The following is a 19,981-nucleotide window of genomic DNA, read 5'->3' on the forward strand; positions in this document are numbered from 1 at the left end:
CCCACCCTCCCCCCCGCCGCTCCGCTGCTTCGCGCGCTTCTGCCCCGCTCGCCCGCCCGCGGGGGCCCCCCCCCCCCCCCGCCCCCCCCCCCCGCCCCCTCGTCGTCAACGGGACCGGACACCGGTCCGCGGCGGCGGCGTTGCGGTGCCGGGGCGCGTTTCTCGTACGGGTGGACGGCACCGTGACCGATCACCCGAGCGGCCGTTGTCATTGCATGACCCAAGCAAAGCGTGCACTCGCCGCCCTCGCCCTCGCCACCGGCGCCTCCGCGCTCGCAGCCCCCGCCGCGAGCGCCGCCTCTCCGGGGCTTCCCACCGGGACGCTGTCCGTCATGGACACGGTCGACACGCTCGCGGCGAGCTCCCTTGCGCCGGAGCATCGCGAGCAGGTGCCGAGCGCGTCCCAGCAGCTGGCCGGGCTCAACCGGCTGGCCGGGGTGCCCCACGACCTCGACCCGCTGACCAGCCAGCTCGCGCCCGTCACGGGTCTGCTCGGCGCCTAGACACCCGTCGCCGGGGGCTGCCGGGCCCACGGTCCGGCAGCCGCCCCGTGCCCGCCGATGCACCCGCGGGCGGGGCACGTCTCCCAGCCCGGTTGCACCCGCGCAGGCAGGGCAGGTCTCCCGGCCGGTCGCACCACACGCAGGCAGGGCAGGTCTCCCGGCCGGTCGCACCACACGTGGGCCCGGCAGGCCGGTGTGTACGCCTCCCCGCCGCTGACGTATGCCGGTGGCGCCACTTGCCCGTGGCCGGTGGTGCCCGTCCGGGCCCGTCCGTCGCGCCCCGATGGGCGCGTACGCCTCCCCGGCCCCAGTGCACCCGTCAGTGGCGGATGCCCAGGCCCGGCAGCCACAGTTCGCCGCGGTCCTTGCAGCTCACGTCCCGTGCCCGCAGTTCTTCCGGCGCCTTGGTGCCGCGGGCGTACAACTCGGTGACGACGAGGGCGGCGAGGGCCGCCGCGCAGTCGCGTCCCGGGTCGATGAAATCGGTCTGCCACCAGCCGCGGTCCCGGCTCTGCCAGCCGCGCGCCAGCATCATCCGGGCCCGGTCCTCGTTGTTCTCCCCGTCGCGGTCGTCGATCGAGGCGTGCAGGCCGTCCTCGACGCTGTAGGACACGAGCAGTTGGCGCCCCCGGTCGGCGGAGCTGGCCAGACAGAAACTCGCCCAGTCGGTCCCCACCTGCACCGCCAGCTGCTCCACCCAGGCTCCGAGCAGCAGCTCCAGCCCGTACTGGAACTGCCCGAGGTCCGTGGCGAGCCGGCTGCCGGGCCCCGCAGTCGGCCGCTCGCCGGGGCCGCTGCGGTCCAACTGCCAGACGTACGGCAGGAACGCCTGGTCGTACGGCCGGCCACCGGACCAGGGGCCGCGCCATTCGAAGGCGCGCCGCTCCTCGCCCTCCAAGGTCAGCGTGTCGTGGACGGAAAGCCCCACCTGCTGCGCGTCGCCCGCGAGCAGCAGGATGCGGTTGCTGTCACGCCAGCGCACGCTCGGCCCGGCCGCCGAGCCGCCGTACAGCGTCGGCTCGCCGATCCTGGCCACGATCGCGTCGTACACCACCTGGAGCGCGCCGCGCCGCCCGGCCGGGGTCGTGCCCGGCCCGTGGACGAGGACGGGCACGGGGGCGCGGCCCAGATGCGGGCCGGGCGCGTCATGGAGCATGCGGGCGAACTCCGCGGCGTCCGCGGGCGTCAGGGCCGTCTGGTGGATCCCCCTGTATTCCATATCGGCCATCGTGCCAGCCGACGCCGACAATTCCTCCGGTCTCGGGGACCACGGCCGATTCCCGTCGCCCGGGGCCGATCGGGCCCCTGTGGCGGGCCTACCGGGCTACGGGGCTACGGGGCTACGGGGGAGATCCCGCCGTTCACGGGACGCCGGCGACCGCCGCCGCCGACGGTGCAGTCGATGCCGTCCAGGAACCCGGTACCCGGACCGCCGCCCTCTGCCGTATCAGCCCGACGCCGACGCCACGGTCTCCGCGGAGGCGGTCGCCGTCGCGCTGGACAACAGCGGCCGGTGACGAGCGGCCCGCCTTGGCGGTGACGGGCTGCCCGCTTTGGCCTCCCTTGGCGGTGGCGGGTTGTCCGCGGTGGTCCCGCGCCGGGGCGGTCCCGGGCGCACCCGCCGCGGGCAGTGGCTCCGGTCGGATATCGCATCGTGTGACTAACCACACCAATAGGGCAAATGATCACGATTGCCTGCCAGAGTGTCTTCTTGCAGGTCATGAGTTCTTTGCGGGCTGATCCCGAGCAAAGATCCGCGAACCACCCAGGGAGCCGGTCCGTTGGCAGCAATCGCCCGGTGGTGCGTCAGGCACCGCCTTGTCGTCGTCCTGCTCTGGCTCGTCACCCTTGGGGGCGCCGCGGGCGCGGCGGGCGTCGCGGGAACCGCGTACTCCAACGACTACAAGGTCCCGGGCACCGAATCCGGCCGTGCCGCCGCGGCCCTCCAGGAGGGCTTCGACGGGCGGGGCGGGGACGGCGACACCATCGTCTGGCACACGGACCGGGGCAGCGTCAGGGACCCCGACGTCGAGAAGCGCATGTCGGCGATGCTCGACGACGTCGCCGCACTCGACGGCATCGCCATGGTCACGAGCCCGTACGGCAGCGACGGCGCCTCGCAGATCAGCGCCGACTCGCGGACCGCCTTCGCGTACGTCACCTTCGACCACCGGGCCCAGGACGTGCCACCGGCCCAGACACAGGCCGTGGTGGACACCGCGAAGGCGGCCTCGGCCGACGGGATCGCGGTCGAACTCGGCGGCGGCGCCGTCGCCCTCACCGAAGCCCCGGGCGGCCATCTGGCCGAGATGGTCGGCGTGGCGGTCGCCGGCATCGTCCTCTTCCTGGTCTTCGGCTCCCTCGCCGCCAGTCTGCTGCCCATCGCCACCGCGCTCGTCTCCGTCGGCACCGCCTACGCGGGCACGGTGCTCCTCGGCCATGTGATGACCGTCGCCGATTTCGCACCCATGCTGGGCCTGCTGGTCGGCCTCGGTGTCGGCATCGACTACGCGCTCTTCATCGTCACCAGGCACCGCCAGGGGCTCAAACGCGGCCTGCCCGTGGACCGGGCGGTACGCGAAGCCGTGACCACCACGGGCCGTGCCGTCGTCTTCGCGGGGGCGACCGTCTGTATCGCGCTCCTCGGCATGCTGATCCTGCGGCTCGGCTTCCTGAACGGGGTCGCGATCGCGGCCTCCCTCACCGTGGTCCTCACCGTCGCCGCCTCCGTGACACTGCTGCCCGCCCTGCTCTCGCTGATCGGCATGCGCGCGCTGAGCCGCCGCGAACAGCGCCGGCTGGCCGAACTGGGGCCGCAGCCGGAGCCGCCGACCGGCTTCGCCGCCCGGTGGTCCGCCTTCGTCGAACGCCGCCCCAAACTGCTGGGTGCGGTCGCCGCAGCGGTCATGCTGCTCCTCGCCCTGCCGACGTTCTCACTCCACCTCGGCACCTCCGACCAGGGCAACGGCCCCCGAACCGCCACCACACGGCAGGCGTACGACCTGCTCGCCGAAGGCTTCGGCCCCGGCGTCAACGGGCCCCTCACGCTCGTCGCCGAACTGGAGGGCCCGGACGACCACGTGGCCATGGACCGGCTCCGGGGCGACCTCCAGGCCACCGAGGGCGTCGCCTCCGCCGGCCCGGTCGCGTACAACGGCAGTGGCGACACGGCCCTGCTCACCGTCGTCCCGGAGACCGCACCCCAGTCGAAGGCGACGAGCGAGCTCGTCGACCGGCTGCGCTCCGAGGTCCTTCCCGTCGCGGAGAACGGCACCTCGCTCCAGGTGCACGTCGGCGGTGTCACCGCGAGCTACGACGACTTCGCGGAGATCATCGTCGGCAAGCTGCCGCTGTTCATCGGCGTCGTGGTCGCGCTCGGTTGTCTGCTGCTGCTCCTCGCGTTCCGCTCCGTCGGCATCCCGCTCAAGGCCGCGGCGATGAACGTACTCGCCGTCGCCTCCGCCTTCGGCATCGTCGTGGCGATCTTCCAGTGGGGCTGGGGAAGCGAGCTGATGGGGCTCGGCAGGGCGGGCCCCATCGAACCGTTCCTGCCGGTGATCATGGTTTCGGTCCTCTTCGGGCTCTCCATGGACTACCAGGTCTTCCTGGTCAGCCGGATGTACGAGGAGTGGCTGGAGACCGGCGACAACCGGCGTGCCGTACGAGTGGGACTCGCCGAGACCGGCCGCGTGATCAACTCCGCCGCCGTCATCATGATCTCGGTGTTCCTCGCGTTCGTACTCAGTGGCGACCGGGTCATCGCCATGTTCGGCATCGGCCTGGCGGCCGCGGTCGCCCTGGACGCGTTCGTCCTGCGTACGCTGCTGGTGCCCGCCCTGATGCACCTGCTCGGCGGAGCGAACTGGTGGCTGCCGCGCGGCCTGGACCGGCTGCTGCCGCGTATCAGCATCGAAAAGCCGGCGTCCCGCGAGGCCGCGCATGCGAGGATCCCGCAGGGACGTACGAGCGAGGACGGCGAGCTCGTGCCATAGCGGCCGGCCATCGAGGGGCCCGCGGGTTCGCGACAGACCTCGGCGACGAAGGAGCGCAGCGGCATCCGCCGGAACCCCGGCAGGCAGGGCGAACGGCACGACCTGCAGGCCCGGTCGGTACTGGCCGCACAGCCGTACAGCCGCCGGGGCGGCGGGCACAGCGCGGTCGCAGAGCGGAAAACCGCTGGTGGTGGGGGATGTCCGGTGCTGGAATGCCCGGATGGACCCCCAGGATCACACGGCCGTTCTCGCCCTCTTCGACCGTCAGTTGCGGCGCGGCGCCGACCACGGAGAACGCGACGGCGACGTCGTACGGCGGTCCGCCGACGACGGGAACTGGAACGGCGTCCTCTGGTCCTCGCTGCAGCGGGAGACCGCAGACGCCGCGATCGCCCGCCAGGTGCGGCACTTCTCCGCGCTCGGCCGCCCCTTCGAGTGGAAGCTGTACGGCTACGACGCCCCTGGAGACCTCGGCGCGCGGCTGCGCGCAGCCGGGTTCGCGCCGGAGGCGGAGGAGACCGTGATGGTCGGCGAGGCGGCTCGGATGGCCGTCGACGTCGAACTGCCCGGCGACGTACGGCTGGAGCGGGTGACCGGGCCGGAGGGTGTCGAGCTCGTTGTGCGGGTGCACGAACGGGCCTTCGGTACCAGCGGTGACCGGCTGCGCGAGCAGCTGCTCGTCCAGCTGGCCGAGGAACCCGACACGATCGACATCACCCTCGCCATGGCCGGCGACCTCCCGGTGTGCTCGGCCCGCATGGAGCGGTACCCGGGTACCGACTTCGCCGGCCTATGGGGCGGCGGCACCCTCGCCGCCTGGCGCGGACGCGGCATCTACCGCGCCTTGATCGCCCACCGGGCCCGGCTCGCCGTCGCCAAGGGCGTCCGGTACATGCAGGTGGACGCCTCCGACGACAGCCGCCCGATCCTCGAACGGCTGGGCTTCACCGCACTGTGCACGACGACGCCGTACGTCTACGAGCTCCGGTCCGCGCGCCCCGGGTCCTGACCCCGGCCTACGCCGAGGCCGGTGCCCCGTCCTCGCCCCCGTCGCCCGGCCGCCCCGTACGGGGTGTGTCCGGCGCCTCGTGGGACGCCGTGCCGGCCGGCGGCGGGGGCTCGCGGTCCGGGGCCCGGGTGGCCTCGGTGGTGTCGGCCGCCGGGACGGTGTCCCCTGCGGCCGGCGACATCTGCGCCCGGACCGTGACCTTGCCCGAGGCGAGGTCTATGGGGCCGCGGCCCGGGTCGCCGTCCCCGACGTCGACCCGTGTCAGCGCGAGCCGGTTGCGCTCCTCGTCGGTGTGCTTGCGGCCGGGCGCGAAGATCTCCTCGAAGGCGTTGAACACCGGGCCACCACCCCTTATCCCACCTCCAGCCGGAGGATCCTGTCGTCGCCCGCCTCAGGCGTGCCCCGGCCGTCCGTCTCGCTGGTGACGAGCCAGAGCTTGTCACCATCCGCGGAAACAACCGTGCGCAAGCGGCCGTACTTCTCATCGAGGAACGCCTGGGGATCCGCGGAAGGTTCCGCTCCGGACAGCGGGATGCGCCAGAGCCGCTCGCCCCGCAACCCCGCCATCCAGATCGAACCCTGTGCGTAGGCGATGCCGCTCGGTGACGCCTGGTCCGTCGACCACTGGGCCACCGGGTCCACGAAGTCGGACCCGCCGCCCTTGCCCTCGACCTCGGGCCAGCCGTAGTTCTTGCCGGGCTCGATCAGGTTCAGCTCGTCCCAGGTGTCTGCCCGAACTCCGACGCCCACAGGCGCTTCTGCGCATCCCAGGCGAGCCCCTGAACATTGCGGTGGCCGTACGAGTAGACGACGGAGTCGGCCTCGGGGTTGCCGTGGACCGGTTCCCCGTCCGGGGTCATGCGGAGGATCTTGCCCCCGAGGGACTCCTTGTCCTGGGCCAGGCCCGTGTCACCCGTCTCGCCCGTGCCCGCGTACAGCATCTTGTCCGGGCCGAAGGCGATCCTGCCGCCGTTGTGGATGACGCCCTTGGGGATGCCGCGGAGCACCGTGTCCGGGGCGCCGAGCTGCTGGCCGGCCGGCTTCTGCTCGTCGTACAGCAGACGGGCGATGCGGTTGTCGGAGGCGGTCGTGAAGTAGGCGTAGACCTGGTGGTCGGAGGCGAAGGAGGGGGAGAGCGCCAGGCCCATCAGGCCGCCCTCCCCGCCCGGCTCGACACCCGGCACGGAACCGACCTCGGTCTTCTTGCCGCTCGCCACGTCGATCCGGGTGATCGTGCCCTCGTCGCGCGAGGAGACCAGCAGGTCGCCGCCCGGCAGAGCGGTCACGCCCCAGGGAGAGTCCAGGCCCTCGGTCAGAGTGGAGACGACCTTCACCGAGCCCTTCGCGGGCGGGGCGGAAGGGCTCGGCGCGGCGCTCGAAGCAGTGGCCGGCGGGGCGGCGGCGTCCTTGGAGGCGCCGGGTGTCCCGGTGGCCGGGCCGTTCTCGCCGCCCGACGAGCACCCGGCCGCGAAGAGGAGCACGAGGGCGGCCATCACGGCCATCACGGCCGTCACTGCAGGACGGTGCACGGTTCTGATCCCTTCGACGGCGGCGGGGGCTGCTGCCTTCCTGTTCTTCTTACACCGCGACCGCTCCTCAGGTTCCCGATCTTGCCGAGAACCCTGACCGCATCCGCCGGGAAGGGTGGGCCGCCCCTGCCGGAAACCCTCGCCGAAAGCCCCTGCCGGAACCCCTGCCTCATCCGCCGAGAACCCGGAACCCCTGCCTCATCCGCCGGGAAATCAGTCCCACGACCCCCGTGCCGTGGGCAGCCCCGCGATCTCCGCCAGGTCGTGCGCCGTGAGCTCGAGCTTCCAGGCGCCCGCGTTCTCGACGGCCCACTCGGGCCGCTTCGTCCCCGGCACCGGCACCACGTGCCGCCCCTGGCCCAGCGCCCAGGCCAGCGCGACGCGCGCCGGTGTGGCGTCCCCGCCGTGCCGCTCGGCGATCCGGCGCAGGCCGGCCACGACCGGCTGGTTGGCCGCCATCATCTCCGCCGTGAACCGTGGATGGCGCGCGCGTACGTCGTCGGGCTCGAACCCCTGGCCAGGAGTGAGCGTCCCGGTCAGAAAGCCGTTCCCGAGGGGCATCGCCGCCAGGAACCCCACCCCGCGCGCCTCGCACCAGGGCAGCAGCCGCTCCAGCGCCTCCGGCGACCACACCGACAGCTCCGCCTGCACCGCGCCGACCGGGAACACCTGCTGTATCCGCTCGAGTTGGCGGATCGTTTCCTCGTGCAGGTGAGCGCCCGACCGTCGGTGCGCCCGCGCACCGACGGCGCACATCCCGAGAGCGCGCACCTTTCCCGCGCCCACCAGCTCGGCCATCGCGCCCCATGTCTCCTCGACCGGGATCTCGGGGTCGGCGCGGTGGAGCTGGTACAGATCGATCACGTCGGTCTGCAGGCGGCGCAGGGAGGCGTCGCAGGCCCGTTTCACATAGCCAGGGCGTCCGTTGGCGACGATGTGCTGGTCGCCCACGAGCAGGCCCACCTTCGTCGACACGAAGGCGTCCGCGCGCCGTTCCCTGAGTACTCTGCCGAGCAGCAGCTCGTTGGTGAAAGGCCCGTACATGTCGGCCGTGTCCAGCAGGGTCGAACCGGCGTCGAGAGCGCTGTGCACGGTGCGGAGCGAGCGGTCCCCGCGCTGCTGTGAGCTGGTGTAGCCCCAGCTCATCGGCATGCATCCGAGCCCCACGGCGCCCACTTCGAGGCCCGCCGCACCGATCGCCCTGCGCTCCAACTCCCCGTACCTCTCCCTCGGCCGCCCCCAAAACTAACCAATGACCGGCCGCTGTCTTCGCATAGCCTCCTGAGCATGACTGCTGATGTATGGCTCCCCGTCCCGGCCGACGAGATCGCCGGCCTTCCCGCGCCCGCCGCGACGGGGCTGAACTACCGTTTCTGGGACGGCGGCCCGGACTATCCGGCGGACCCGGCGGACTGCGTCTTCTACACCGTCCCGTATCTGAAGGGCATGGAGGTGGCCATACGGCCGCTCGCCGCCATGAGTTCCGTACGGGTCGTCCAGACGCTCTCGGCGGGCATCGACCATGTGCAGCCGGCCCTCGCCTCGCTCCCCGCGGGCGTGCGGCTCTGCAACGCCAAGGGTGTCCACGAGGCGTCGACCGCCGAACTCGCCCTTGCCCTGATCCTCGCCTCCCTGCGCGGCATTCCCGGATTCGTACGCGGCCAGGAGGCCGAGGAATGGCGCGCGGGCTTCTACCCGGCGCTCGCCGACAAGTCGGTGCTCATCGTGGGTTACGGGTCCATCGGTGCCGCGATCGAGGACCGGCTCGCGCCCTTCGAGTGCGCGCGGGTGGCGCGCGTCGCGCGCTCCGCCCGGACAACGGAGCGCGGCGAAGTGCGCGCACTCACCGATCTTCCCGGCCTGCTGCCCGACGCCGACGTCGTCATCCTGTCCACGCCGCTGACCGAGCGGACAAAGGGCCTGGTGGGGGCCGACTTCCTGAGCCGGATGAAGGACGGGGCGCTGCTGGTCAACGTCGCCCGTGGCCCGGTCGTCGACACGAAGGCGCTGATCGCGGAGGTGGAGAGCGGCCGCATCACCGCCGCTCTCGATGTCACCGATCCGGAGCCGCTGCCCGCCGGGCACCCCCTCTGGCATCTGCCGGGTGTCCTCATCAGCCCCCATGTCGGCGGCTCGACCTCTGCGTTCATGCCTCGTGCCAAGCGGCTGCTGGCGGCCCAGGTCACCGACTTCGCGGCGGGCGCCCCTCTGCGCAATGTCGTCGTGACGACCGGATAACGACCCTCGGGTGAACGGCGCCGCCACACTCCGAAGTCACTCCAATGCACCGCGTGCCTTAGTCGCTCCAGCCCGTCACACAGAGTAGAGGGGCTATGTCCCTGAGTGACGATATTGGTGTATCGTCCCGACCTGGGGGCTGCACCGTGCGAGGGGTGGTGCCGTGGCGCGAACTGATTGCCGATCAGACGTGAGGGGGGCGACGGGCGATGCAAGGTGGATGGACCCGACCGGCGCGGCAGGGCAGTCGCCGACGAATCCCGCGGACTCCGCCGCACGGGGTGACTCCGCCCCCCGCGGCCCGGCCGTTCGCGCCCCCCTGGCCGTCGGCGCACCCCTGGACCGCGCGATGACCGCGCCCGGGGCACCGGCCCTCGGGGGCGCGGTGCCGCGCGGCGGCCCGGGGGCGGCTCGCCAGCTCGTCCTGGCGTTCGTCTGCGCCGGGTACGGGGTGGGAGCCGCCTTCGGCTGGGGGTCACCCCGTCTGGCGCTGGTCATGGGCGACTTCGGGCTCAGTCTCGCCGCCCTGGTCGCCGCCGTCTCCTGTCTGCTCTACGCGCGTACGGCGGCGTGCCGCTTCCGGCCCGCGTGGCTGCTGTTCGCAGTGTCCTCCGCCATGGCGTCGGCGGGGAACGCGGTCTGGGGCTGGTACGAGGTGGTGCTGGGACGCCCGGTGCCGAGCCCGTCCGTGGCCGATCTGTTCTTCCTCTGCTTCGCGCCGCCCGCCATCGTCGGACTCCTGGTGCTCGCCAAGCGGCCCGTGTCCAAGGCCGGCTGGGTCTGCCTCGGCCTCGACGCCTGGCTGATCGGCGGCTCGCTGCTCACCCTGTCCTGGAGCCTCGCACTCGCCCACACCGCCCACGCACAGGGCGAGAGCGTGGCTCCCACGGCACTCGCGCTCGCCTACCCGCTGCTGGACATCGTGCTGGTGAGCATGGTCCTCGCGCTGCACTTCCGCCGTTCGTCGGCCAACCGGTCGGCGGTCAACACGGCGATCGCCGGGCTCGCCCTCACCGTGCTGTGCGACGCCCTGTTCACCTCACCGCTGCTGCGCGAGAGCTACCGCTCGGGCCAGCTGCTCGACGCCGGGTGGTTCGCGGGCTCGCTGCTGCTCGCATACGCCCCCTGGGGAGCGCGCAGGATGCCGGACTCCGCACGGCCGCCGCGGGGTGTGAGGCACCCGGGCAGGCCCATCGCCAGCTCGCTCTCGGCGCTCACCCCGTACCTCGCCGCGGCCGTGTGCACACTCGGCATCCTCTACAACGTCATCGACGGCCGCCGGGTCGACCGGGTCGTCGTGCTCACCGGCTGCACCGTCGTCCTCGCCCTCGTCGTACGGCAGGGCATCATGCTGCTCGACAACATCGCCCTCACGCACGAACTGGCCCAGAAGGAGAACCACTTCCGCTCTCTGGTCCAGGGGTCGAGCGACGTCATCATGATCGCCGCGCCCTCCGGAGTGCTGCGCTACGTCTCACCCGCGGCGGCCGGGGTCTACGGGCGCGACGCCGAGGAACTGGTCGGCTCCGAACTGTCGGCCCTCATCCACCCGGACGACCTGGGGCGCGTCGTCCACGAGCTCCGCCGCTTCCTGGCCGCGGAACCGGCGCGGGAGCCGACCACGCGCATGGAGTGCCGGTTCAGATCCGGCTCCGGCGACTGGCTCAACGTGGAGTCGACCGTCAGCCGCCACCAGGGCGGTCTGATCCTCAACAGCCGCGACGTCACGGAACGGGTGCGGCTGCAGGCCCAGCTGCAGCACAACGCGGAGCACGACCCGCTCACCGACCTGCCCAACCGCGCCCTGTTCACCGAGCGGGTCAGAGGAGCCCTCACCGGCCGCAGGGCGGGCGACGAGGGCACCGCCGTGCTCTTCATCGACCTCGACGGCTTCAAGGGCGTCAACGACCGCCTCGGCCATCAGGCGGGCGACGAGCTGCTGATCCAGGCGGCGCGGCGGCTGGCCGACTCCGTACGGGCCGGTGACACGGCCGCCAGGCTCGGCGGAGACGAGTTCGCGGCCCTCATCGTCGGCGACGGTGCCGGCGACAGGGCCGCCCGGGAGTGCCAGGTCCTGGAGATCGCCGACAGACTGCGCCTCATGCTCTCCCAGCCGTACCGCATCGACGGCGGCGAGGTGCGGGTCGCCGCCTCCATCGGCGTCGCCTTCGCCGAGCCGGCGATGAGCCCCACCGACCTCATGCGCAACGCGGACCTCGCCATGTACCGGGCCAAGGCCGGCGGCAAGGACCGGGTCGAGCTGTACGCCCCGCAGATGCAGGCCGAGGTGGTCCGACGCACCGAACTGGCCGCACGGCTGCGCAGCGCCCTCCACGAGGGTGAGTTCGCACTGCTGCACCAGCCGGTCGTGAGCCTTGCCACCGGCCGCATCGCGGCGGTCTCCGCGCAGGCCCGCTGGCGCTCCTCCCAGGGCATCCTCTTCACGCCCGCCGAGTTCCTGCGGGTCTCCGACGACGGCGACCGCAGCGCCGAGCTCGGCCGCTGGCTGCTCGAGGAAGCCGTCGGCCAGGCCGCGGAGCGGCGCCGGGACGGCCACGGGGCAACGGTCTCCGTGCGGCTGTCGGCCCGGCTGCTGCTGGACAGATCCATGCCGCTCGGGTCCATCGAGGCCCTGCTCACGCGGCACGGCCTGCCGTCCGGCGCACTCGTCGTCGAGCTCGCGGACAGCGACCCGCGGATCTCCTTCGACGAGCTGGAACAGCGGCTGATCGCCCTGCGCAGGATGGGCGTACGGATCGCCCTGGACGGTTTCGGCAGCGGCTACGCGGCGATCAACGCGCTGCGGAGGCTCCCGGTGGACGTGCTGAAACTGGACAGAGGGCTGGTCGAGGGCGTCGTCGAGTCCGCCCGGCTGCACAAGATCACGAGCGGGCTGCTCCGTATCGCCGGCGATCTCGGCATGCAGTCCGTCGCGGACGGGGTGGACGTCGCGGAGCAGGTCCTCGCGCTGCGCGCCATGGGGTGCACCCACGCCCAGGGCATGGCCTTCTCGGGACCGCTGGACGAGTACCGGCTGCGGCGTGCCCTGGTCAGGGGCGAGTACCCGGTGCCCGCGGCCCTTCCGCTGCCGGTCCTCACGGCGGGCATCCCGCCCGCCCGGAATGGCTCAAATAGTGAGACGCGCGTCCCACCCGCTTGACAGTGGTAGTGCGCCGGGGGGAGGGTCAATGCCATGCGCACCCGAATTCTCGTACTTGGAAAGCGCGTCGGCTAGCAGGGCCGCACAGTCAGCTCTGCGAACACCCCCGACGCGCTCCCCTCGCTTGCCTCACGGCACGAGGGGTTTTTTGTTGCACCGGCACGATGTGAATCCGTACCAAACCCTCGCGAAAACCTCAGCTTCGAGAAGAGAACGCCGATGACCGAGCAGGCCTCCGGGGCCCACCATCCGCAACCGCGGGCCCGTAGCGGCGGACAGCCGTCCGCCACCGTCGAACACGTCACGGGTGCGCAGTCCCTGATTCGCTCTCTCGAGGAAGTAGGGGCCGACACGGTGTTCGGCATCCCGGGCGGTGCGATCCTCCCGGCGTACGACCCGATGATGGACTCCTCGAAGGTCCGCCACGTCCTCGTCCGCCACGAGCAGGGCGCCGGCCACGCCGCCACCGGTTACGCGCAGGCCACCGGCAAGGTCGGCGTCTGCATGGCCACCTCGGGGCCCGGCGCCACCAATCTGGTCACCCCGATCGCCGACGCGCACATGGACTCCGTGCCGCTCGTCGCGATCACCGGTCAGGTCGCCTCCAAGGCGATCGGTACGGACGCCTTCCAGGAGGCGGACATCTGCGGCATCACCATGCCGATCACCAAGCACAACTTCCTGGTCACCAAGGCGGCGGACATCCCGCGCACCATCGCGGAGGCGTTCCACATCGCCTCCACGGGCCGCCCGGGTCCCGTCCTCGTCGACATCGCCAAGGACGCCCTCCAGGCGAAGACCACCTTCAGCTGGCCGCCGCAGACCGATCTGCCCGGCTACCGGCCGGTCACCAAGCCGCACGCCAAGCAGATCCGCGAGGCCGCCAAGCTGATCATCGGTGCCAAGCGCCCGGTCCTGTACGTCGGGGGCGGCGTCCTCAAGGCCGGCGCCACCACCGAGCTGAAGGTGCTGGCCGAGCTCACCGGAGCCCCCGTCACCACCACCCTGATGGCGTTGGGCGCGTTCCCCGACAGCCACCCGCTGCACGTGGGAATGCCGGGCATGCACGGAGCGGTCACCGCCGTCACCGCGCTGCAGAAGGCCGACCTGATCGTCGCCCTCGGAGCCCGTTTCGACGACCGCGTCACCGGCAAGCTGGACAGCTTCGCGCCGTACGCCAAGATCGTCCACGCCGACATCGACCCGGCGGAGATCGGCAAGAACCGCACCGCCGACGTCCCGATCGTCGGTGACGCCCGCGAGGTCATCGCGGACCTGGTCCAGGCCGTCCAGGCCGAGCACAGCGACGGCAACGCCGGGGACTACACCGCCTGGTGGAAGGACCTCAACCGCTGGCGCGAGACCTACCCGCTCGGCTACGAGCAGCCGGAGGACGGCAGCCTCGCCCCGCAGCAGGTCATCCAGCGCATCGGGGAACTCGCCCCCGAGGGCACGATCTTCGCGGCGGGTGTCGGCCAGCACCAGATGTGGGCCGCCCACTTCATCGACTACGACAAGCCGGCCACCTGGCTGAACTCCGGCGGAGCCGGGACGATGGGCTACGCCGTCCCCGCGGCGATGGGTGCCAAGGCCGGTGTCCCGGACCGCACGGTCTGGGCGATCGACGGCGACGGCTGCTTCCAGATGACCAACCAGGAACTGGTCACCTGCGCCCTGAACAACATCCCGATCAAGGTCGCCATCATCAACAACGGCGCCCTCGGCATGGTCCGCCAGTGGCAGACCCTCTTCTACAACCAGCGCTACTCCAACACCGTGCTGCACTCCGGCCCGGAGGCCACCGGCCTGGAGAAGAGCGCCGGTACCCGCGTCCCCGACTTCGTCAAGCTGTCGGAGGCCATGGGCTGCCACGCGATCCGCTGCGAGTCCCCGGACGAGCTGGACAAGGTCATCGCCGAGGCCAACGCGATCAACGACCGCCCGGTCGTGATCGACTTCATCGTCCACGAGGACGCCCAGGTGTGGCCCATGGTCGCCGCCGGCACCTCCAACGACGAGGTCATGGCCGCCCGCGGCGTCCGCCCCGACTTCGGCGACAACGAAGACGACTGAGAGAGAGCGATAAGAACATGTCCAAGCACACGCTCTCGGTCCTGGTCGAGAACACCCCCGGCATCCTGGCCCGGATCGCCGCGCTGTTCTCCCGCCGCGGCTTCAACATCGACTCGCTCGCGGTCGGTGTCACCGAGCACCCCGACATCTCCCGCATCACCATCGTCGTGGGAGTCGAGGACCTGCCGCTCGAGCAGGTGACCAAGCAGCTCAACAAGCTCGTCAACGTCCTGAAGATCGTCGAGCTCGAGCCCGGCGCCGCGATCCAGCGCGAACTCGTGCTGGTCAAGGTCCGCGCCGACAACGAGACCCGCTCGCAGATCGTCGAGATCGTCCAGCTGTTCCGCGCCAAGACCGTCGACGTCTCGCCCGACGCCGTCACCATCGAGGCCACCGGATCGAGTGACAAGCTCGAGGCGATGCTGAAGATGCTCGAGCAGTTCGGCATCAAGGAACTCGTCCAGTCCGGCACGATCGCCATAGGGCGTGGCGCCCGTTCCATCACCGACCGGTCGCTGCGCGCCCTGGACCGTTCCGCATAGCCCCCGTTCCGCCCCCGTTCTCGCCTGGCGAGACCGCGAAACTCTTCCCGCCGCTCCCGCCGTACGGTGGGACGCAAAGCGTCATTCCAAAGACGTGCACACCAAGGAGACAACCAAGTGGCCGAGCTGTTCTACGACGACGACGCCGACCTGTCCATCATCCAGAACCGCAAGGTCGCGGTCATCGGCTACGGAAGCCAGGGCCACGCCCACGCGCTGTCGCTGCGTGACTCGGGTGTCGACGTCCGCGTCGGTCTGCACGAGGGCTCCAAGTCCAAGGCCAAGGCCGAGGAGCAGGGCCTGCGCGTGGTGACGCCCGCCGAGGCCGCCGCCGAGGCCGACGTCATCATGATCCTGGTCCCGGACCCGATCCAGGCCCAGGTGTACGAGGAGTCCGTCAAGGACAACCTGAAGGACGGCGACGCCCTGTTCTTCGGCCACGGCCTCAACATCCGCTTCGGCTTCATCAAGCCGCCGGCCGGTGTCGACGTCGCCATGGTCGCCCCCAAGGGCCCGGGGCACCTGGTCCGCCGCCAGTACGAGGAGGGCCGCGGCGTCCCGTGCATCGCCGCCGTCGAGCAGGACGCCACGGGCAAGGCGTTCGACCTCGCGCTGTCGTACGCCAAGGGCATCGGCGGCACCCGCGCCGGCGTCATCAAGACGACCTTCAAGGAAGAGACCGAGACGGACCTCTTCGGTGAGCAGGCCGTCCTCTGCGGTGGCACCGCGGCGCTGGTCAAGGCGGGCTTCGAGACCCTGACCGAGGCCGGCTACCAGCCGGAGATCGCGTACTTCGAGTGCCTCCACGAGCTGAAGCTGATCGTGGACCTCATGTACGAGGGCGGCCTGGAGAAGATGCGCTGGTCGGTCTCCGAGACCGCCGAGTGGGGCGACTACGTCACCGGCCCGCGGATCATCACGGACGACACCAAGGCCGAGATGAAGAAGGTCCTCGCGGAGATCCAGGACGGCACCTTCGCCAAGAACTGGATGGACGAGTACCACGGCGGTCTGAAGAAGTACAACGAGTACAAGACCCAGGACTCCGAGCACCTGCTGGAGACCACCGGCAAGGAGCTGCGCAAGCTCATGAGCTGGGTCGACAACGACGAGGCGTGATCCTCGGGATGAGGGGGCCGGCCCACGGCCCCCTCATCCGTACGTCCGGCCGCTTCTCCACTTCGTCCAGCCACGGACGGGTGATCCTGCCAACGAGGCGCAAGGCGCACCGTGCGGCACCACTACACTCATCAACACACGCGTCAGGCCCACAGTGTCGTGCGTCTTCCACGCGGCTAGCCCCCTCCACCGCTGCGGCCGTCGGGACGGCCGTCTGCACCGGACATGTGAGGACTCACGTGAGCTCGAAACCTGTCGTACTCATCGCTGAAGAGCTGTCGCCCGCCACCGTCGACGCGCTGGGCCCGGATTTCGAGATCCGGCACTGCAACGGCGCCGACCGCGCGGAGCTGATCCCCGCGATCGCCGACGTGGACGCGGTCCTGGTCCGCTCGGCCACCAAGGTCGACGCCGAGGCCATCGCCGCCGCCAGGAAGCTGCGGGTCGTCGCCCGCGCGGGTGTGGGCCTGGACAACGTGGACGTGTCCGCGGCCACCAAGGCCGGTGTGATGGTCGTGAACGCCCCGACGTCCAACATCGTCACCGCCGCCGAGCTCGCCTGCGGCCTGCTCGTCGCCACCGCGCGCAACATCCCCCAGGCCAACACCGCCCTCAAGAACGGCGAGTGGAAGCGCTCCAAGTACACCGGCGTCGAGCTGAGCGAGAAGACCCTCGGCGTCGTCGGCCTCGGCCGTATCGGCGTCCTGGTCGCGCAGCGCATGTCCGCCTTCGGTATGAAGGTCGTCGCGTACGACCCCTATGTGCAGCCCGCGCGTGCCGCGCAGATGGGCGTCAAGCTGCTGTCGCTCGACGAGCTGCTCGAGGTCTCCGACTTCATCACCGTCCACCTGCCCAAGACGCCCGAGACGCTCGGCCTGATCGGCGACGAGGCGCTGCACAAGGTGAAGCCGGCCGTCCGCATCGTCAACGCCGCGCGCGGCGGGATCGTCGACGAGGAGGCGCTGTACTCGGCGCTGAAGGAGGGCCGGGTCGCCGGCGCGGGCCTGGACGTGTACGCGAAGGAGCCGTGCACCGACTCCCCGCTCTTCGAGCTCGACCAGGTCGTCTGCACCCCGCACCTGGGCGCCTCCACGGACGAGGCCCAGGAGAAGGCCGGGATCGCCGTCGCCCGCTCGGTCCGCCTCGCCCTCGCCGGTGAACTGGTCCCCGACGCGGTCAACGTCCAGGGCGGCGTCATCGCCGAGGACGTACGGCCCGGCCTGCCGCTCGCCGAGAAGCTCGGCCGCATCTTCACCGCGCTCGCCGGCGAGGTGTCGGTCCGACTCGACGTCGAGGTGTACGGCGAGATCACCCAGCACGACGTCAAGGTGCTCGAGCTGTCCGCGCTCAAGGGCGTGTTCGAGGACGTCGTCGACGAGACGGTGTCCTACGTCAACGCGCCGCTGTTCGCGCAGGAGCGCGGTGTCGAGGTGCGCCTGACGACCAGCTCCGAGTCCCCGGACCACCGCAACGTCGTCACCGTGCGCGGCACGCTCTCGGACGGCGAGGAGGTCGCGGTCTCCGGCACGCTGGCCGGCCCCAAGCACCTCCAGAAGATCGTCGCCATCGGCGAGTACGACGTGGACCTGGCCCTCGCCGACCACATGGTCGTACTGCGCTACGAGGACCGTCCCGGCGTCGTCGGCACGGTCGGCCGCATCCTCGGTGAGGCCGGTCTCAACATCGCCGGCATGCAGGTGGCCCGCTCCGAGGAGGGCGGCGAGGCACTCGTCGTCCTGACCGTGGACGACACGGTGCCGGCGCCGGTGCTGGCGGAGATCGCCGAGGAGATCGGCGCAGCTTCCGCCCGCACGGTGAACCTCACGGACTGACCCGTACGAACCTCTCGGACCGACCCGTACGATCCGTCGCCCCGGCCCCCGGTCGCTCGCCCTGTGCGGGAGACCGGGGGCCGGGGCGTGTCCGGGTCCTGCCGTTCCCTCTCCTCTGCGGAGCACGACGCCAATCCGGCCAAATGGGTAAAATTATCTAAAAGTGGGCATGAGTCGCTCGAGGCCGCGGTGTCTCGCACCGGCCCTGCTTCTTCTGCGGGGCCTGCCCGGGCTACGCGGCACTCCCGTACCGGTGGCCGGGTGACGGGTCCAGCCATTCGCTCGCCCGCACAGGTCAGGAGGGGCACGCGATGGATGCATGGCTGATCTGGTTGATCGTCGCAGCGCTACTGGCTGTGGCGGAGATCTTCACGCTCACCGCCTCGCTCGGAATGCTGGGCGGGGCCGCACTGGTCACGGCAGGAGCTGCCGCGATCGGCCTTCCGGTGGTCTGGCAGCTCGTGGTGTTCACCGTCGTCGCCACGGCGAGCATGCTCTTCCTGCGCCCCCTCGCGCTCCGCCATGTGCTCAAGCCGCAGAAGGAACGATTCGGCGTGGACGCGCTGGTCGGCCGGGGCGCCTATGTCGTCACCGAGGTGTCGGGCCTGGGCGGCAGAGTCCGTATCGGCGGCGAGGAGTGGAGCGCCCGCCCGTACGACGAGACGCTGGTGATTCCGCCGGGAACGACCGTCGACGTCATAGAGATCAGCGGCAGCACCGCGCTCGTCTACCCCCGGGAGTGACCCATGGAAGCCTCGGCAACCCTCGTCGCCGGTCTGATCGTCGCCCTGATCGCCGTCTTCACCGTGGTGCGCGCGGTCCGGATCGTGCCGCAGGCCCGCGCGCGCAACGTCGAACGGCTCGGCCGCTACCACCGCACACTGAAGCCGGGCCTCAATCTCGTCATCCCCTACATCGACCGCGTCCATCCGGTGATCGACCTGCGTGAACAGGTCGTGTCCTTCCGGCCGCAGCCGGTCATCACCGAGGACAACCTGGTCGTCGAGATCGACACCGTCCTCTACTTCCAGGTCACCGACCCCCGGGCGGCCTTCTACGAGATCGCGAACTTCCTGCAGGCGGTCGAGCAGCTCACGGTCACCACCCTGCGCAACGTCGTGGGGTCCATGGACCTCGAAAAGACACTGACCTCCCGCGACACCATCAACAGCCAGCTCCGTGGCGTGCTGGACGACGCCACCGGCAAGTGGGGGCTGCGGGTCAACCGGGTGGAGATCAAGGCCATCGACCCCCCGCAGTCCATCAAGGACGCGATGCAGAAGCAGATGCGGGCCGAGCGGGACAAGCGTGCCGCGATCCTCGGGGCCGAAGGGCAGCGCCAGTCGCAGATCCTGACCGCCGAGGGCGACAAGCAGTCCGCCGTGCTCCGTGCCGAGGGAAACCGCACGGCCGAGATCCTCAAGGCCGAGGGCCAGTCCCGGGCGATCGACGAGGTGTTCCAGGCCGTGCACCGCAACGACCCGGACCCGAAGCTGCTCGCCTACCAGTACCTGCAGACGCTGCCCCAGCTCGCCCAGGGGCAGGGGAGCACCTTCTGGGTGATCCCCAGTGAAGTGACCTCCGCTCTCCAGGGGATCTCCCGGGCCTTCGGCGAGGTACTGCCGCAGTCCCCGGCCACCCGCGAGACCTCCGCGGACGACGACAGATCCGCCCAGGCCGCCGACGACGCGGCGCAGGCCGCGGAAGCCGCAGCCGAGGCACTTGCCGACGCGGCCAAGGCCGACGAATCCGCGACCGGCCGCCGTCCTCCCGGCCCGCCGGCCGTGCCCTGACGGAGCGGCGTACGCGGCGCCGGCTGTGGAGAGCCGCGCGCTCCGCAACGCCATGTGCGGCAGCCGGTGCCCACCGCGGGTCGAGATCCGGGCCGGTGGGCCCCACGCGCGCGGGCACGGCACGTACGAGTCGGCGTGCGCGGTGTCGCTGCCGTCGCTGCCGCGGTGGGCCCCCCGCGCGCGGGCACGGC

The 19,981-nt window shown here is 71.3% G+C and carries 14 protein-coding genes and 1 pseudogene; 11 read left to right on the forward strand and 4 right to left on the reverse strand.

The genetic code is table 11. The features are described 5' to 3' along the window. The first annotated feature begins 215 nt into the window (after positions 1-215). Positions 216-503, forward strand: a complete 288-nt coding sequence (locus tag AB0903_RS26385) for a hypothetical protein (RefSeq protein WP_366706870.1) — start codon at positions 216-218, stop codon at positions 501-503. Between the two features lie 319 nt (positions 504-822). On the opposite strand, the gene AB0903_RS26390 is transcribed toward AB0903_RS26385, so the two are convergent. After that, positions 823-1,722 (reverse strand): hypothetical protein, encoded by a 900-nt coding sequence (locus tag AB0903_RS26390; RefSeq protein ID WP_366706872.1) that lies wholly within the window; start codon positions 1,720-1,722, stop codon positions 823-825. Positions 1,723-2,284: 562 nt separating this feature from the next. Between AB0903_RS26390 and AB0903_RS26395 the strand changes: the two genes are divergently transcribed. Both AB0903_RS26395 and AB0903_RS26400 read left to right on the forward strand, forming a co-directional pair. Further along, positions 2,285-4,495 carry an MMPL family transporter gene (locus AB0903_RS26395; protein ID WP_366706874.1) on the forward strand — a complete coding sequence of 737 codons (2,211 nt, stop codon included), beginning with the start codon at positions 2,285-2,287 and terminating at the stop codon, positions 4,493-4,495. Between the two features lie 220 nt (positions 4,496-4,715). Further along, positions 4,716-5,504 carry a GNAT family N-acetyltransferase gene (locus AB0903_RS26400; protein ID WP_366706876.1) on the forward strand — a complete coding sequence of 263 codons (789 nt, stop codon included), beginning with the start codon at positions 4,716-4,718 and terminating at the stop codon, positions 5,502-5,504. Positions 5,505-5,511: 7 nt separating this feature from the next. Here AB0903_RS26400 and AB0903_RS26405 read toward each other — a convergent pair whose 3' ends face one another. The 3 genes and pseudogenes from AB0903_RS26405 to AB0903_RS26415 form a co-directional block, all read right to left on the reverse strand. Next, positions 5,512-5,841: a DUF6191 domain-containing protein gene (locus AB0903_RS26405; protein WP_366706878.1), complete on the reverse strand. Its 330-nt coding sequence runs from the start codon at positions 5,839-5,841 to the stop codon at positions 5,512-5,514. A 14-nt stretch (positions 5,842-5,855) separates the two neighbouring features. Next, positions 5,856-7,006: pseudogene (locus tag AB0903_RS26410) on the reverse strand (PQQ-dependent sugar dehydrogenase). Between the two features lie 240 nt (positions 7,007-7,246). Continuing rightward, positions 7,247-8,245, reverse strand: coding sequence for an aldo/keto reductase (locus tag AB0903_RS26415; protein WP_366706880.1), 999 nt, complete (start codon positions 8,243-8,245; stop codon positions 7,247-7,249). 75 nt (positions 8,246-8,320) lie between these two features. Between AB0903_RS26415 and AB0903_RS26420 the strand changes: the two genes are divergently transcribed. The 8 genes from AB0903_RS26420 to AB0903_RS26455 all read left to right on the forward strand — a co-directional run bounded on the left by AB0903_RS26420 (position 8,321) and on the right by AB0903_RS26455 (position 19,790). Beyond that, entirely contained in the window at positions 8,321-9,271 is a 951-nt protein-coding gene (locus tag AB0903_RS26420; RefSeq protein ID WP_366706882.1) for a 2-hydroxyacid dehydrogenase, read from the forward strand. A 349-nt stretch (positions 9,272-9,620) separates the two neighbouring features. Then, entirely contained in the window at positions 9,621-12,431 is a 2,811-nt protein-coding gene (locus AB0903_RS26425) for an EAL domain-containing protein (protein WP_366706884.1), read from the forward strand. A 219-nt stretch (positions 12,432-12,650) separates the two neighbouring features. Continuing rightward, positions 12,651-14,504, forward strand: a complete 1,854-nt coding sequence (locus AB0903_RS26430) for an acetolactate synthase large subunit (protein ID WP_366706886.1) — start codon at positions 12,651-12,653, stop codon at positions 14,502-14,504. Between the two features lie 17 nt (positions 14,505-14,521). Beyond that, positions 14,522-15,046, forward strand: a complete 525-nt coding sequence (gene ilvN / locus AB0903_RS26435) for an acetolactate synthase small subunit (RefSeq protein ID WP_366706888.1) — start codon at positions 14,522-14,524, stop codon at positions 15,044-15,046. A 66-nt stretch (positions 15,047-15,112) separates the two neighbouring features. Then, the gene (ilvC, locus tag AB0903_RS26440; protein WP_366706890.1) at positions 15,113-16,165 is read left to right on the forward strand and encodes a ketol-acid reductoisomerase; all 1,053 of its coding nucleotides are present in this window, start codon (positions 15,113-15,115) and stop codon (positions 16,163-16,165) included. A gap of 239 nt (positions 16,166-16,404) precedes the next feature. Beyond that, positions 16,405-17,997 (forward strand): phosphoglycerate dehydrogenase, encoded by a 1,593-nt coding sequence (gene serA, locus AB0903_RS26445; RefSeq protein WP_366706892.1) that lies wholly within the window; start codon positions 16,405-16,407, stop codon positions 17,995-17,997. A gap of 311 nt (positions 17,998-18,308) precedes the next feature. Then, positions 18,309-18,740, forward strand: a complete 432-nt coding sequence (locus tag AB0903_RS26450; RefSeq protein WP_366706894.1) for an NfeD family protein — start codon at positions 18,309-18,311, stop codon at positions 18,738-18,740. A gap of 3 nt (positions 18,741-18,743) precedes the next feature. Continuing rightward, positions 18,744-19,790, forward strand: coding sequence for an SPFH domain-containing protein (locus AB0903_RS26455; RefSeq protein WP_366706896.1), 1,047 nt, complete (start codon positions 18,744-18,746; stop codon positions 19,788-19,790). The last annotated feature ends 191 nt before the right edge of the window (positions 19,791-19,981 follow it).

The sequence above is a fragment of the Streptomyces sp. NPDC048389 genome (assembly GCF_040706335.1).
GTDB lineage: Bacteria > Actinomycetota > Actinomycetes > Streptomycetales > Streptomycetaceae > Streptomyces.